Source organism: Sulfitobacter sp. 1A15258 (assembly GCF_043557045.1).
In the GTDB taxonomy this organism is placed as follows: Bacteria; Pseudomonadota; Alphaproteobacteria; order Rhodobacterales; family Rhodobacteraceae; genus Sulfitobacter; species Sulfitobacter faviae.
In genome coordinates this window covers 135968-151677 of record NZ_JBIFFK010000001.1, presented here as the reverse complement: position 1 = coordinate 151677, position 15710 = coordinate 135968, and the positions used below count along the sequence as shown (strand labels likewise).

The window sequence follows — 15710 nt, the reverse complement described above, 5'->3', positions numbered from 1 at the left end:
TTCGAAGGGTTTAGCCCTTCGCCTTGGCCTTTTTCGCGGTCTTTTCCTTGGCGATCACATGTTCGGCCAAATCGCGTGCGATGGCAAAGGCGCCTTTGATCTTATCGGCATCCGTCTTCCAATCCCGGCGCACGACGATCTTGTTGTCCTTCACTTTGGCCAGCCCGCGCTGGTCCTGAATGAACTTCACCAACCCCTCGGGCGAGGCGAACTTGTCATTGTGGAACTGGATCGTCGCCCCCTTCGGCCCGCCATCAAGCTTGGCGATCCCGGCGCGCTTGCACATCGCCTTGATCCGCACCACCAGCATCAGCGTGTTGACCTCCTTCGGCAGCTTGCCGAAACGGTCGATCAACTCGGCGGCGAAGCCTTCCAGTTCGACCTTGGTCGATAGCTCGCTCAGGCGGCGGTAGAGGCCAAGCCGCACGTCGAGATCGGGCACATAGTCTTCGGGGATCAGCACCGGCACGCCAAGGTTGATCTGCGGCGCCCATTGCTCGTCGGCCTCCGACAGCCCCTCAAGTTCGCCCGCCTTGATCTTGGCGATCGCCTCTTCCAGCATGGACTGATAAAGCTCGAAACCCACGTCGCGCATCTGGCCGGACTGTTCTTCGCCCAGCAGGTTGCCCGCGCCGCGAATGTCGAGGTCTTGGGAGGCCAGCGTGAAGCCCGCGCCGAGCGTGTCGAGGCTGCCCAGTACCCGCAGACGTTTCTGCGCGGTATCGGTGAGCTTCGCGCGTGGCTTGGTCGTGAGATAGGCATAGGCGCGCGTTTTCGAACGCCCCACCCGGCCCCGGATCTGATAGAGCTGCGCCAGCCCGAACATATCCGCACGGTGCACGATCATCGTGTTGGCGGTGGGAATGTCGAGGCCGGATTCCACGATGGTCGTCGCCAACAGGATGTCGAACCTGCCATCGTAGAAGGCGTTCATCCGGTCATCCAACTCCCCCGGCGCCATCTGGCCATGGGCCACGACGTAGGTCAGTTCCGGCAGTTGCGACTTCAGGAACTCTTCGATCTCGCGCAGGTCGCTAACGCGCGGCACGACGTAAAAGCTCTGCCCGCCGCGGTAATGCTCGCGCAGGAGCGCCTCGCGGATGGTTACCGCGTCGAACTCGCTGACATAGGTGCGGATCGACAGGCGGTCGACGGGCGGCGTGCCGATGATCGACAAATCGCGCACGCCGGTCAGCGACAGTTGCAGGGTGCGCGGGATCGGCGTGGCGGTCAGGGTCAGCACATGGATATCCGTGCGCAGGGCCTTCAACCGCTCCTTATGGGTGACGCCAAAGTGTTGTTCTTCATCAATAATCAAAAGGCCGAGGTCGTTGAAACGAATCCCCTTTGCCAGCAGCGCATGGGTGCCGATCACGATATCGACCGTGCCCTCGGCCATCCCTTCACGCGTCGCCGCCGCCTCTTTGGCCGAGACGAAACGGCTGAGTTGCCGCACGTTGATCGGGAAGCCGCGAAAGCGTTCCGCGAAGCTCTTGTAGTGCTGCCGAGCCAGCAATGTCGTCGGCGCGATCACCGCGACCTGCACGCCCGACATGGCCGCGACGAAAGCCGCGCGCATCGCCACCTCGGTCTTGCCGAACCCCACATCGCCGCAGACCAGACGGTCCATCGGGTTGCCGGAGGTCAGATCGTCGATCACATCACCGATGGCGCGAAGCTGGTCGTCGGTTTCCGTGTAAGGGAAGCGGGCCGAGAAGGCGTCCCACATGCCCGGCGGCGGGTCGAGCACGGGCGCTTTACGCAGGCTGCGTTCGGCGGCGATGCGGATGAGCTTGTCCGCCGTCTCGCGAATGCGCTCTTTGAGCTTGGCCTTTTTGGATTGCCATGCGCCGCCGCCGAGCTTGTCCAAAAGCCCTTCCTCATGGCCGTAGCGCGACAGCAGTTCGATATTCTCCACCGGCAGGTAAAGCCTTGACTGTTCGGCGTATTCCAGCACGAGGCACTCATGCGCGGCGCCTGCGGCGGCGACGACCTCCATCCCGTGATAGCGCCCGATGCCGTGGTCGACATGAACCACCAGATCGCCGGGGCTGAGGCTTTGGGCCTCGGTCAGGAAGTTCTCGGCCCGGCGCTTGCGTTTCGGCGCACGGATCAGCCGGTCGCCCAGCACGTCCTGTTCTGAGATCACCGTCATCCCCGGCGCCTCGAACCCATGCTCCAGCGCCCAAACCGCCAGATGCAGCCCGCGCTTGCCGATGCGGGTGGCATCCATCACCGGGATCGCCTCGGCCAGACCTTCGTCTTCGATCAGCCCGGTCAGGCGCTCCCGCGCGCCTTCGGAGTAGCTGGCGATCAGCACCGGCCCAGCTTCAAGCTTTGCTTTAATATGCGCGGCCAAAGCACCGAAAAGACTAACGGATTCCTGCTGACGCTCAGGGGCGAAATTGCGCCCGAGCCGCGCGCCTGCATCCAGCACTCCCGGCCCCGTGGGCTGCGGCAGCGGGTTGAACTGGATGACGCGGTGATCAAGCAACGCTTGGGTCCAGGCCTCATCGGTCAGGTATAGCCCCTCCGGCGGGGCGGGTTTGTACACGCTGTCCATCTTCGAGCGCGTCTTCATCGCCAGTTTGCGGGTCTCATACTGGTCTTCGATGGTTTCCCACCGCGCAATCCGCATCGGGGTCAGTTGATCGTCCAGAGTGACCGTCGCCTTGGGCAGATAGTCGAAAAGCGTTTCCAGATCATCGTGGAAAAACGCGAGCCAATGCTCCGCACCCTGATGTTTGCGGCCCGCGCTGATCGCCTCGTAAAGCGGATCGTCGGTGCCCGCGGCGCCGAATTCGATGCGGTAGTTCTGCCGGAACCGGGTGATCGCTGCCTCGTCGAGGATGACCTCGCTCACCGGGGCAAGTTCCACCAGATCAAGCTTTTCGGTCGTCCGCTGCGTCGCCGGATCAAACCGCCGCGCACCATCCAGCACGTCGCCGAAGAGATCAAGCCGTACCGGGCCAAGATCACCGGGCGGGTAAATGTCGATGATCCCGCCGCGCACGGCGTAGTCGCCCGGCTCCATCACCGTGGGGCTTTGCACAAAGCCCATGCGCACCAGAAACGCGCGCAGCGCCTTTTCGTCGATCCGGCTACCGACGCGGGCGGCAAAGGCCGCGTCGCGCAGGGTGTCGCGGGCGGGGATGCGTTGGCTGGCCGCGTTCAAGGTCGTCAGCAGGACGAACTGATCGGGCATCCCATGCACCAGCGCCGCCAGCGTCGCCATCCGCCGGGCCGAGATATCGGCATTAGGTGACACCCGGTCATAGGGCAGACAATCCCACCCCGGGAAGGTGACGACCGGCATGTCGGGGGCGTAGAACCGCAAGGCGGCCTGCATCGCCGCCATGCGTTTGTCATCGCGCGCCACATGGACCACCGGCTGGCCGCCCTTGGCGATTTCATCGAGGATGGCGCGGGCATCATAGCCTTCGGGAACGCCGGAGAGGGTGATATTGCGCGGATCGTTCATCGGGTCTCAATTGGCCCTCGGAGGGGGGCTGTCAACCCGCCAGCGGGCCGATGCTTAGATTTTGATACATTCCCCAAAGCGCGGTCACGAAGATCGAGACCATGCCGATGATCTGGGTGTAAAGCCGGTGCCGCATCAAGCGCCGCCGCAACACCTCGCCGGTTGAACCTTCGATGCGAATGAGCCGCGCCGTCGACAGGCTCAAAAGCCCCACCAGCGACATGGGAAAACCCAAGAGCAGCAAGGCTTGGGCGAATTCGATCCCATAGACGAACCCCAGGAGCACCAGAGAGGTCAGCGCGAAGAACCCCAGCCCCAAAAGCCACAGCCCCGAGACCTGCGAGATATAGAGCATTCGGTTCACGTTGATCCGCACGATGTCTTCCAGATCGGCCTCGGCCTCTCCGCCATAGCGGCGGGCGCGCAGGACCATGTCGAAGGGCACGCCGAGCACCCAGTGGCTTGCCGTTGACCACATCACAGCCAGCGCGATCCAGAACCAAAGGTTCGAGAAAGAGCGCATGTCGATCATTTCGAAAAGGGTTTGATACCAGTCCAAGGCGTGCTCGTCCGAATATTGAGTTCGGATCTCTTAGCGGTCCGGCGCGACAATTCATAGGGTTGAGGCGTTCAAAAATACATGGCAAGCCCGTGCCGAGCCATTCTGAGGTATAATTGATGCAACCCGTCCACGCCCCCTTCCCCGCCACACGCCTGCGCCGCACCCGTGCCAATGCCGGTATCCGCGCGTTGGTGCGCGAGAATGACCTGCAATTGGGCGATCTGATCTGGCCGGTTTTCGTGCGCGAAGGCGAAGGCGTGGAAGAGCCGATCCCCTCGATGCCCGGTGTCATGCGCCGCTCGGTCGACATGCTGGTCCCGGCGGTGCGCGCGGCGGCGGATCTGGGCATCGGCACGGTCTGCGTCTTCCCCTATACCGGACCTGAGGACCGGACCGAGGATTGCGCCCGCGCATGGGATCCGCAGAACGCCACCAACCGCGCCATCGCCACGATCAAAGAGGCGGTGCCGGAGATGGTGGTGATGACCGATGTGGCGCTCGATACCTATAACATCAACGGCCATGACGGTTTCGTCGAAGACGGCATCATCGTGAATGACCGCACGGTCGAGGCGCTGGTCAAGATGGCGCTGGCGCAGGCCGAAGCAGGGGCGGATATCATCGGCCCTTCGGATATGATGGACGGGCGCATCGGCGCGATCCGCGCAGGTCTCGAAGAGGCCCGGCATCAAGATGTGATGATCCTGAGCTACGCCGCCAAATACGCCAGCGCCTTCTACGGCCCCTTCCGCGACGCGGTTGGTGCCTCTGCGGCCCTGACCGGCGACAAGAAGACCTATCAGATGGATCCCGCCAACAGCGATGAGGCTCTGCGGCTGGTGGCACGCGACCTCTCGGAAGGGGCGGATATGGTCATGGTGAAGCCGGGGATGCCCTACCTTGATATCTGCCGTCGGGTCAAAGACGCCTTTGGCGCGCCAACCTTCGCCTATCAGGTCTCGGGCGAATACAGCATGATCAAGGGCGCGGCAGACCAAGGTTGGATCGACGGCGAACGCGCGATGATGGAGAGCCTTCTGGCCTTCAAACGCGCGGGCTGCGACGGCGTGCTGACCTATTTTGCCCCCGAGGTCGCCCGGCTTTTGCTCAAAAGCGCGTGACCTAAGGGCGTAAATCTGCGCAAAGGGGCCAATCAACATGACAAGCCGCGTGATTATGCGTAATCTCGCGCATAAGTCGGGAAAACCGGCAGCAGGCAACCGATCTTGAATATACAGGCAGAAAAGATGACCAATCAGACATATAACCGGCGCTTCGTGACATTGGGCGCCCTCTCGGCGCTCGGCGCGACCGCAGCCTGCGGCAATGGCGTGGGCGGACGCGGCAGCGCGATGATCGACGCACGCGTGGACGCGACATTGGCCGAGATGTACCGCGGCTATCCCAACACCCGGCAATTGGCCGAAAAGGCCAATGGCATGTTGGTCATGCCGCTGGTGACGGAAGCGGGCCTCGGCTTTGGCGGTGCCTATGGGCGCGGCGCGCTGCGCGTGAACGACGTGACGGTGGACTATTATTCGGTGACCAAAGCCTCGGGCGGCTTGCAGATCGGCGCGCAGCAATATGCGCATGTGCTGTTCTTCATGACCGAGCCTGCATTGCGCGAATTCCGCAGCTCGCCCGGTTGGGCGGCTGGGGCCGGTCTGGAATATGTGATCTCCGACAAGGGCGACAGCGTCAGCGCCGACACCACCACTGTCATGGCCCCCGTTCTGGCGGCGGTCTTTGGCCGCGCGGGCCTGCGCATCGGCGCGACGCTGGAAGGCACGAAATACACGCGGATCATTCCCTAAGGGCACCCGCGCCTGCGGAAAGCGAACGCCCGGCTTTAAGCCGGGCGTTTTTGTCTGGGGCAATGGGCAAAGCTGCCCGTCGCGGGTCACCCGAGGTTCTGCAACCGCTTAAACAGGCTCGACGTATCCCAACGCCCGCCGCCCATCTTCTGCACGTCCTTGTAGAACTGATCGACCAGCGCGGTCACCGGCAGGCTCGCCCCCGTCTCATCCGCCGCATCGAGACAGATGCCCAAATCCTTGCGCATCCAATCCACTGCAAAGCCGTGATCGAACTTGTCGTCGAGCATGGTCTCATAGCGGTTTTCCATCTGCCATGAGCCTGCCGCGCCTTGGCTAATCACCTCGACCACCGCGCGGCCATCAAGCCCCGCCTTCTCGGCGAAATGCAGCGCCTCAGACAGGCCCTGCACCAGACCGGCGATGGCGATCTGGTTGCACATCTTGGTCATCTGGCCCGCGCCGCTGTCGCCAATGCGGCGGCAAATTTTCGCGTAGACTTCCATGATCGGCAGCGCCCGGTCAAAAGCGCCTTCGTCGCCGCCACACATGATCGACAATTGACCGTTTTCCGCGCCCGCCTGACCGCCTGAGATCGGCGCGTCGACAAAGCTCACCTGCGCCTCATCGGCGGCGGCATAAAGCTCACGCGTCACGGCCGCCGAAACGGTGGTGTGATCAACAAAGATCGCCCCTGCCGTCATGCCGCCAAAGGCCCCGTCTTCCCCCAAACAGACTGAGCGCAGATCGTCGTCATTGCCCACGCAGGCGATCACGAAATCCGCATCCTTTGCCGCCGCACGCGGGGTCTTGGCCATGGCGCCGCCATAGGTTTTCACCCAGTCGTCTGCCTTGGCTTCGGTGCGGTTGTAGACGGTCACATCGTGGCCCGCCTTTTGCAGATGCCCCGCCATCGGAGCCCCCATGACCCCCAGTCCCAAAAACGCGAGCTTTGCCATGTGCTTTTCCTTGTCATTCAGTTGCGTTATTCCCTGTCATTACACCTACCACCCTGCGCGCTCCGGTCAATCTGCGCGCCAGTCGAGGATCCCCCGATGGCATTGATGTTTCGCTGGCTTATCCGATTGGCGGTGTTTCTCGTCGCGCTGAGCGTCGTGGTTTTGGTGCTGGTCTATTGGTTCGCCGCGCGGTCTCTGCCCGACTATGACGATACGGTCGAGGTCGCGGGCGTCAGCGCCCCGGTCGAGATCGTGCGCGACAATGCCAACGTGCCGCATATCTTCGGGCAGAGCGATGAGGATGTCTTTTTCGGCCTCGGTTTCGCCCATGCCCAAGACCGGCTGTGGCAATTGATCACCCTGCGCCGCACCGCGCAGGGGCGGCTGTCCGAGGTCTTCGGCACCGCCACGATCACCACCGACAAGCTGATGCGGCGCTATGACATCTACCGCCTTGCCGTGGCGGCGGCGGATAAGCTCGACCCCGAAACCGAAGCGGCGCTTGAGGCTTATTCCGCCGGGATCAACGCGCGTCTCGACCAGATCAACACCGAAGCCTTGGGCCGCGGTGCGCCTGAGATGTGGCTTTTCAATGCGCCCATGGCCCCGTGGCGGCCGGCAGATTCACTCGCGATCACCAAGCTCATGGGCCTGCAAATGTCGGGCCATCTGGAGGCCGAGGTGCTGCGCGCGCGCGTATCCTTGGAGTTGAGCGATCCGGACCGTCTGCGCGATATCCTGCCCGAAGCGCCGGGCAGCGGGGTCGCCGCCCTGCCCGAATATGCCGCCCTCTTCCCCGAGGTCAGCCGCCGCCACGCTGCCGCAGCGCCGATGGCGCGCCACCCGCTGTCGCCCTTCAAACGACAAGCCTTCGCCGGGGCTTCCAACGCTTGGGCCGCGGCGCCCTCGCGCTCTGCCGCGGGGGGCACGCTTTTGGCCAATGACCCGCATTTGGGCTTCACCGCCCCCGCGATCTGGTATCTCGCACGGTTGGAGCTTGAGACCGGCGGCGTAATCGGTGGCACCATTCCGGGGATGCCGGTGGTGCTTACGGGCCGCAGCGCCGATCTGGGCTGGGGGCTGACCACCGCCTATGTCGACGATCAAGACGTCTATATCGAAGAGCTGAACCCCGACAACGCCGAGGAATACCGCACCCCGGACGGGTTCAAGAAGTTCCGCAAACGCGCGTCGATCATCAATATCGCCGATGCCGACCCGATCACCGTCACCCTGCGCTGGACCGACAATGGCCCGGTGCTGCCCGGCAGCCACTACAACCTTGGCAGCATCACCCCGCCGGGGCATGTGGCCTCTGTCGCCTCAACGCTCTTTACCGAAGAGGACACCTCACTTGCCGCCGCGATGAAAGTGATGCGCGCGAAATCGGTGCAGCAGGCGATCAATGCGGCGACCGACTATGTGGCGCCTGCGCAGAACCTGACGCTAGTCGACCGCGACACCATCGCGATGAAGACCATTGGCGCCATGCCGCGCCGTGATGCCAATCACCAAAGCGAAGGGCGCATGCCCAGCCCCGGTTGGATCGCCGCCAACCGCTGGGACGGGATGCTGCCCTATACCGCGAACCCTGAGTTCATCGCCCCCGCAGGCGGCATCCTTGGCAATACCAACAACAAGACGGTCGACCGCCCCTTCCCCAACCATGTCTCCTTTGTCTGGGGCGACACGCAGCGGGTGCAGCGCTGGCAACGGCTGATGCAGAACCGCGAGGTGCACACACGCGACAGTTTCATCGAAGCGCAGCTTGATACCGTCAGCCCCACGGCCCGATCGCTGCTGCCGCTCATCGGCGCCGAGCTGTGGTTCACCGGAGAGGCCGCCCCCGACGGCACGCCGGAGCGCCAGCGCCAGCGCGCGCTCGACCTGCTCGCCGGTTGGTCGGGTGAGATGAACGAACACCTGCCCGAGCCGTTGATCTATGCCGCGTGGATCCGCGCCTTGCAGGACCGGCTGATCCGCGACGAATTGGGACCGCTGGCCGAGGAGTTCACCCATATCCAGCCGCTCTTCATCGAACGCGCCTTTCGCGATGTGCAGGGCGCCGCGAAATGGTGCGACGTGCGCCAATCCGCCCCGGTGGAGACCTGCCACGACATGGCGCGGCTGGCGCTCGACGACGCGCTGTTGTGGATCAACGAGACATGGGGCACGCAGCTTGAATCGCTCCGCTGGGGCGACGCGCATCAGGCGACTCATGACCACCCCGTGCTGGGCGACGTGCCGCTTTTGCGCTACTTCGTGAACATCCGCCAGTCGACCTCGGGCGGGGACAACACCCTGCAACGCGGGCTGACACGCGGCACGGGCAAAGACCCGTTTTATAACGTGCACGGCGCGGGCTATCGCGGCGTTTACGATTTTGCCGATCCCGACAGTTCGGTCTTTGTCACCTCCACCGGCCAATCGGGGCATTTCCTGTCGCGGCATTACGATGATATGGCGCAACTCTGGCGGCGGGGCGAATATATCCCGATGTCGCTGGACGCCGAATTGGCCCGCGCCGCCGCCGTGGGCGTGACCCGATTGGAGCCTGCCCAATGACCGCCCGCGTGATCCTCTTGAACAAACCCTATGGCGTGCTGTCGCAATTCACCGACAAAGGCACCGAAGGCAGCACACGGCCCACCCTCTCGGCCTATGTCGATGAAAAGGGTTTTTATCCCGCAGGGCGGCTCGACCGTGACAGCGAAGGGCTTTTGGTGCTGACAGACCACGGCCCGCTTCAGGCCCGCATCGCGCATCCCAAATACAAACGGCCCAAGAGCTATCTGGTGCAGGTCGAAGGCACGCCGGATGCCGCGGCGCTCGACGCGCTGCGCAAAGGTGTCGAACTGAAGGACGGTCTGACGAAACCCGCCCAAGTGGATCAGATCGACGCGCCCGATCCGCTTTGGCCCCGCGACCCGCCGGTGCGCTTTCGCAAGACGGTGCCCGATGCTTGGCTGCGCATCACCATCCGCGAGGGGCGCAACCGGCAAGTGCGGCGCATGACAGCCCATGTCGGCTTGCCCACGCTGCGGCTGATCCGCGAAAGCGTGGGTGACTGGACGCTTGCCGGGCTGCAACCCGGCGCATGGCGCTGGTCGACCGAGACAGGCCGTTAGGTAAAGGCGCGGGTGATCGCCACACCCGCCGTCGCCGCCGTCCCGGTCAGGACCGAGCCCCAAGTGAAGTCGCGCGCGACCATGGCCCATGTCCAATCCTTGAGCGTCGCCAAATTGGTGAACTCATAGGTGCCATAGCCCATCGCCCCGATCAGCAACGCATTGCCAAAGACCCAGAGCAGCGAATGATCCTCCACCATCGCGGGCCAAGAGACGAACCACAGCACCACCGCCACGAAGAAGGCGTAGAAGATCAGCGCCGGGGCCATGCGGAATTCATCCAACAGCCAATTGCCGATATCACGCTCGAACGCAGGTTTGATGAGATAGGTCAGCCCGAGATAATCCAGCCCGAGGAAGATGACGACGGTTGAGAGGTAGAGGATAACGAGGGTCATGTGGCGCGCTCCGTTTCTGGTCATAGGACCATATGCGGCGCGGGGCGCGGAATTCGAGCGATTAGCGGCGAATATCGCAAATGCGCCGCACCTTTCGGCGATGTTTAGGGGCGCGACCGCCGCATCAAAATCTCGTCATAGTAACCGCCATCCACTAAAAGCGCTTCTCTATCTACGGCCCAAGGGGTGAACCCCATCCGCTTGTAGAGACACAGCGCGGCTTGGTTCGTGGAAACAACAGAGAGGCGGATCGAGGTGCAGGTGCCATCAGCCTCCGCCATAGCCGCCTCCATCAATGCCCCCGCCAGCCCGCCTCCGCGCGCTTCAGGTCGAACATACATACCCCAGATTGTCGCGATATGCCGGGTCTTCGATGTCTGAGACTGCGCAAGACCAACGACGCCCTCAAGACGGCCGGCATCACTGAAGGCTCCGAAAACGCAACCTGCCGCTAGCCGCTTTGCCACATCGGCAACTGACAGGCGGGATTCCTCCTCAAAGGACGCGCCAAAGGCTTCGGGGCATGCGCGTAGTCCTTCGAGCCTGAGCGCATGAAACCCCGCGGCATCACTGGCGTGGAGTTTTCGAATCTGCATCTTCACTGGTCCACCCGGCCCTGCAGCACCTGCGCTCAACCCGTCAAATTTGCTGGAATTCCGCCTCTTGCCGCGCGGACCAGCGCACGGTGATCTCGAACCCGTCGTCGGTCTGACGCTCGCCCTCGACCACGTCCTGCGCGAACAGCCAGGCGCGTTTCTTGCCGTCGGCGAAACCGAGGGTCAGCACAGCCTCGCGCACCGCACCTTGCAGCGCCTCGGCGATGGTTTCTTGCAGCGTCTCCAGCCCCTCGCCGGTGATGGCCGAGATCGCCAGCACATCATCGTTGCGCGCGGCACGGGCGCGCATGGCCTCGGCCCGGTCTTCGGGCAGCAGGTCGAGCTTGTTCCATACCTCGAAACTGCGGGTCTCTTTCGGGACGCCGAGAGAGGCGAGAATATCGCGCACGTTCTGCGCCTGCTCCTCGGTCTCGGCGTGGGAGACATCGCGCACATGGCAGATGATATCGGCGGCCAAAACCTCTTCCAGCGTGGCGCGGAAGGCGGCGACGAGTTCCGTGGGCAGATCGCTGATGAAACCCACCGTATCGCTGAGAATGATCTCTGGCCCGTCGGACAGCACGAGGCTGCGCATGGTCGGGTCGAGCGTGGCAAAGAGCATGTCTTTGGCCATAACCTCGGCCCCGGTCAAACGGTTGAAAAGCGTGGATTTCCCGGCGTTGGTATAGCCCACAAGCGCCACGATCGGGAACGGCACCTTGGCCCGTGCGGCACGGTGCAATGCGCGGGTTTTCACGACCTTTTCCAACTGGCGGCGCAGGCGCACCAATTGGTCGTCGATGGCACGGCGGTCCGCTTCGATCTGGGTCTCGCCCGGACCACCGACAAAGCCCAAACCGCCGCGCTGCCGCTCAAGGTGGGTCCATGCGCGGACAAGCCGCGTACGCTGATAGTTCAGCGCGGCCATCTCAACCTGAAGCACCCCCTCGCGGGTCGCCGCACGGTCGCTGAAGATTTCGAGAATCAGCCCGGTCCGGTCGAGCAATTTGACCCCCCAAGCCTTCTCAAGATTGCGCTGCTGCACCGGGGTCACGGGGCCATCCACTAGCACGAGGTCGACCTCTGCCCCCTTCATGCGCTGCTCGAGCTCTTCGATCTTGCCCTTGCCGAACAGCATACCCGCATGGACCGTGCGCAGAGGCACGACTTCGGAGCCGACGACCTGCAACTCGGGCAGCGCCTCGGCCAATGCCACGGCTTCGGCCAGCGCGGGCTCGGGCGCGCGCCGGTCGTTGTCGGACTTGATATCAGGATGCAACACCCAAGCGCGCGTCACGCGGGGCCCGTCGCTGTTGTCGATCTGAAATGCTGGACGGCTCAAGAAGCGTCTTCGCCCTCATATAGGCTGATCGGCTGGCTCGGCATGATGGTCGAAATCGCGTGTTTGTACACAAGTTGCGATTGACCGTCGCGGCGCAGCAGAACGCAGAAGTTGTCAAACCAGGTGATCACACCCTGCAATTTGACGCCATTGATCAGGAAAATTGTCACCGGTACTTTGGTCTTGCGAACGTGGTTAAGGAACGCATCCTGAAGGTTCTGTCTGTCTGACGCCATCGTAGTCTCGCCTTTTGTTCTTGCTGGCGTCCGCGTACCGGACCCCCCCATTGCCTCAAGTATGGAGTGCGAAAGCGTGAGTTTCCAGCCCCAATATCAGAGGACTAGGACGGTTCTAGCGCTAAACGTGTCAAGCGCGCCACAAATTCGGAGTCATCAGCGCAATAATCGCTAAGGTTTCCAGCCGCCCCAGCACCATGGCACCGCTCAGGATGACTTTGGCCGCCAATCCCAGTTCGATCAGGTGGATGGGCTTGTCGGCGGCATGTTCGATCAGCGGCCCCGTGGTGGAGAGCGTGGCCACCGACATGACCACCGCCGCATCGAAGGACGCGCCGGTCAGGGTCAGCAGCAGGGTCACCCCCGCCAGCGACATGGCGAAGAGCATGAAGAAAATCCAAGCGATGAAAGCCCCGTTGCTTTGCAAGCGCCGCCCGGCTGCCCCCGCGCCGCTGACAGAATTGGGATAGACCAGCCGGTCCATCTCGCGCACGCCGTTTTGGTAAAGCGCGAAGACCCGCAGCAGTTTCACCCCGCCCGCCGTGGTGGCCACCCCGCCGCCGATCAGCGCAAGCCCCATGAGCACCAGCCCCGGCGTGCGCAGCCCCGACCAATTCTGCGCATCGGCCCAATGCTCAGAGACGAAACCGGTGGTCGACAGGAAGGACAGCACCGTGAACAGCCCGCCCCAAAGCGCGTGCAAGGCCCGGGTGCCGTCGACCTCAACCTCAACCTCAAAAGCGCCGATCCAATGGCGCGCGAACAGCAGCAGCGGCACGCCGATCACCACCAAAAGACCGATGCGAAACTCAGGGTCGGTCATCAGCCCGCCTTGGGTCGCGGTGACGGTATCCTTGGAAAAGGTCAGCCGCGACAGGGCGAAGAGCATGAAGAGCATCATCACCGCCTCGCCCGTCACGCCGACCTGCGCTTCGGCCACCCCGCCGATGGGCGAGATGCCCGAGGTCGCCATGACCGACATGGCATGGCAAAGCGCCACCAAGGCCGTCTCCCCGCCGATGACCAGCAAGAGCCACAGCAGGAGCGTCAGCCCGAAGTAGATCGGCAACAGCGCTTGGGTGGTGCGCAGCAGCCGTTGGCGCGGGGTGATCCGGCCCATCCGCGTGTTGATCCGGTCGTCGGGCCGCCCCGGCTCGGCCTGCGCCGTGACCTCGAAGCCCCCCAAATGCAGCGGGGCCAGAATGGCCGAGGCCGTGACCCACATCAGCAGCCCGCCCATCCAGCCGACCTGCGCGCGCCACAGGTGCAGCGTGTCGCTCAGCCGTTCGGGGTTGAACATGGTGGCCCCGGTGGTGGTCAGGGCGCTGACCATCTCGAAATAAACATTCACGAAACGCGTCGTCGGCAGCGCCTCAAGAAAAGGCACCGCAAAGAAGACCGGCAGCAACACAAAGGCCGAGAGCAGCGACAAAAGCGGCCCAAGCGCCCCGTCCAAAGGTTTGCGCCCGGCATGGGCGATGGCGATGAGCGTGAAGGCCACAAGCCCCAAAAGCCCCGCATAGAGAAAGGCGCGGCTGGCCAGATGATCGTTCATCACCAGCCCGTGGATCGACGGCAGGATCATCGACAGGGCCGAGACGCCGAACAGCTGCAAGAACAGCGGCAGCTGCACGATCTCCCGGCGGATGCCGGTCGGGCCTATGCGGGTCGGTTGCGTCACAAAGGCGCTCCTGCGCTTAGAAAAAGTCGATCGAGACCTGCAAAAGCTGTTCGACCCGCGGCACATCCTCTGCCAGAGCGAAGAGGGCGACCACATCGCCTTCGTCGATCCGCGTGCTGCCCAAGGGGCGAATGACCTTGCCTTCTTTGCGCAGCATGCCGATCAAAACCCCTTCGGGGAAGTCGATTTCCGAGACTTTCTTGCCCGCAAGGGGCGAGGTTGACAGCACTTCGGCCTCAATCACCTCGGCCTCGGCATCGCCGATGGAATAGACCGCCCGCACCCGCCCATGGCGGATGTGGCGCAGGATCGAACTGACCGTCGTGGCGCGCGGATTGATATAGGCGTCGATGCCAAGGTGGGTCATCAGCGGCACCAGCGTCGGATCGTTGATCAGCGCGATGACATAGGGGCAGCCCTCGGCCTTGGCACGCACACAAGACAACATGTTGGTTTTGTCGTCATCCGTCACCGCCAGCATCGCATCGGCGCGGCTGATCCCGGCTTCGGCCAACAGCGCCGCATCAAGCCCGTCGCCGTTCAACACGATCGTTCGCTCAAGCCCTTCGGCGGCGCGTTCGGCGCATTTGCGGTTTTTCTCAATCATCTTGGTGCGCACGCGCAGCGGCCCGACCTCAAGGTGCTGCGCCACGGTCAGGCCGACATTGCCACCGCCCACCAGGACGACGCGCTCTTGCTTGGTGGTTTGTTTGCCGAAAATCTCCATCGTGCGGGCGATGTCGTCGTGATGCGAAAAGACGTAGCAGTCATCGCCGACGAAAAGCTGATCCTTCGCCTCGGGCGCGAACAGCGTGCCATCGCGGCGCACGCCCACGACGACTGCGCGCAGGGTCGAGAAGAGATCGGTGAGCTGCCGCAACGGCGTGTTCACCACCGGACAATCGCTGTCGATCGAAATGCCCAAAAGCTGGGCCTGCCCCTCCATGAAGATCTCGGTATCGAAAGCGGCGGGCGCGCTGAGCCGTTGGAGCGCGGCGGTCGCGACCTCCTTCTCGGGGGAAATCACCACGTCGATCGGCATGTGATCGCGGCGGTAAAGGTCGGAGTAAATCGCATCGAGATAGGATTGGCTGCGCAGCCGCGCGATTTTGCGATTGATGCCAAAGACCGAATGCGCGACCTGACAGGTCACCATATTGACCTCGTCCGAATGGGTCGCGGCGATGATCATCTCGGCGTCCCGCGCGCCTGCACGGTCCAGCACGTCAGGGTAGCTCGCGAAACCGGCGATGCCCTGCACATCCAGCGTATCGGTGGCGCGGCGGATCAATTCGGCATTGCTGTCGACCACGGTCACATCGTTGCGCTCTCCGCTGAGGTGACGGGCAATCTGCCACCCCACCTGCCCTGCGCCGCAAATGATGATTTTCATGAAGGCTTCCTTACCCTGAGCAAAGATCGTGTGAGGGTTGTCTTGGGTCGGTTAGAGGGCATGACAGATGGGTTGGCAAGGGTCAAATCAATTGTCTTTGCCCCGCAACGGCGGCATGAT

General features: G+C 63.2%; 13 protein-coding genes. 4 read left to right on the top strand and 9 right to left on the bottom strand.

From position 1 onward, the window contains the following. Nucleotides 1-10: 10 nt before the first annotated feature. The gene (gene mfd / locus ACGYK9_RS00750; RefSeq protein WP_394407590.1) at nt 11-3481 is read right to left on the bottom strand and encodes a transcription-repair coupling factor; all 3471 of its coding nucleotides are present in this window, start codon (nt 3479-3481) and stop codon (nt 11-13) included. Between the two features lie 31 nt (nt 3482-3512). Further along, the gene (locus ACGYK9_RS00745) at nt 3513-4040 is read right to left on the bottom strand and encodes a component of SufBCD complex (protein ID WP_136720314.1); all 528 of its coding nucleotides are present in this window, start codon (nt 4038-4040) and stop codon (nt 3513-3515) included. A 119-nt stretch (nt 4041-4159) separates the two neighbouring features. On the opposite strand from ACGYK9_RS00745, the gene hemB reads away from it, so the two are divergent. Together hemB and ACGYK9_RS00735 are read left to right on the top strand one after the other, a co-directional pair. Then, a complete protein-coding gene (hemB, locus tag ACGYK9_RS00740) occupies nt 4160-5164 on the top strand; it encodes a porphobilinogen synthase (protein WP_394407588.1) in 1005 nt (334 codons plus the stop codon). A 126-nt stretch (nt 5165-5290) separates the two neighbouring features. Continuing rightward, entirely contained in the window at nt 5291-5857 is a 567-nt protein-coding gene (locus ACGYK9_RS00735) for a YSC84-related protein (RefSeq protein ID WP_271693665.1), read from the top strand. An 86-nt stretch (nt 5858-5943) separates the two neighbouring features. On the opposite strand, the gene ACGYK9_RS00730 is transcribed toward ACGYK9_RS00735, so the two are convergent. Beyond that, nucleotides 5944-6816, bottom strand: a complete 873-nt coding sequence (locus tag ACGYK9_RS00730) for an NAD(P)-dependent oxidoreductase (protein ID WP_394407586.1) — start codon at nt 6814-6816, stop codon at nt 5944-5946. A 96-nt stretch (nt 6817-6912) separates the two neighbouring features. On the opposite strand from ACGYK9_RS00730, the gene ACGYK9_RS00725 reads away from it, so the two are divergent. Further along, the gene (locus ACGYK9_RS00725) at nt 6913-9381 is read left to right on the top strand and encodes a penicillin acylase family protein (RefSeq protein ID WP_394407584.1); all 2469 of its coding nucleotides are present in this window, start codon (nt 6913-6915) and stop codon (nt 9379-9381) included. Next, on the top strand, nt 9378-9944 hold the full coding sequence (locus ACGYK9_RS00720; protein WP_271687376.1) for a pseudouridine synthase: 567 nt from the start codon (nt 9378-9380) through the stop codon (nt 9942-9944). Before ACGYK9_RS00725 ends, ACGYK9_RS00720 begins: the two co-directional genes overlap by 4 nt. On the opposite strand, the gene ACGYK9_RS00715 is transcribed toward ACGYK9_RS00720, so the two are convergent. The 6 genes from ACGYK9_RS00715 to trkA form a co-directional block, all read right to left on the bottom strand. Continuing rightward, nucleotides 9941-10342 (bottom strand): DUF2177 family protein, encoded by a 402-nt coding sequence (locus ACGYK9_RS00715; protein ID WP_394407582.1) that lies wholly within the window; start codon nt 10340-10342, stop codon nt 9941-9943. The genes ACGYK9_RS00720 and ACGYK9_RS00715 overlap by 4 nt on opposite strands. A gap of 104 nt (nt 10343-10446) precedes the next feature. Further along, nucleotides 10447-10938 (bottom strand): GNAT family N-acetyltransferase, encoded by a 492-nt coding sequence (locus ACGYK9_RS00710; RefSeq protein ID WP_394408932.1) that lies wholly within the window; start codon nt 10936-10938, stop codon nt 10447-10449. Nucleotides 10939-10981: 43 nt separating this feature from the next. Further along, on the bottom strand, nt 10982-12280 hold the full coding sequence (gene hflX / locus ACGYK9_RS00705; RefSeq protein WP_394407580.1) for a GTPase HflX: 1299 nt from the start codon (nt 12278-12280) through the stop codon (nt 10982-10984). Continuing rightward, nucleotides 12277-12516 carry an RNA chaperone Hfq gene (gene hfq, locus ACGYK9_RS00700; protein ID WP_007119530.1) on the bottom strand — a complete coding sequence of 80 codons (240 nt, stop codon included), beginning with the start codon at nt 12514-12516 and terminating at the stop codon, nt 12277-12279. Before hfq ends, hflX begins: the two co-directional genes overlap by 4 nt. Nucleotides 12517-12646: 130 nt before the next feature. After that, a complete protein-coding gene (locus tag ACGYK9_RS00695; RefSeq protein WP_394376091.1) occupies nt 12647-14197 on the bottom strand; it encodes a TrkH family potassium uptake protein in 1551 nt (516 codons plus the stop codon). A gap of 16 nt (nt 14198-14213) precedes the next feature. Beyond that, the gene (gene trkA / locus ACGYK9_RS00690) at nt 14214-15590 is read right to left on the bottom strand and encodes a Trk system potassium transporter TrkA (RefSeq protein WP_394407577.1); all 1377 of its coding nucleotides are present in this window, start codon (nt 15588-15590) and stop codon (nt 14214-14216) included. Nucleotides 15591-15710: the final 120 nt, after the last annotated feature.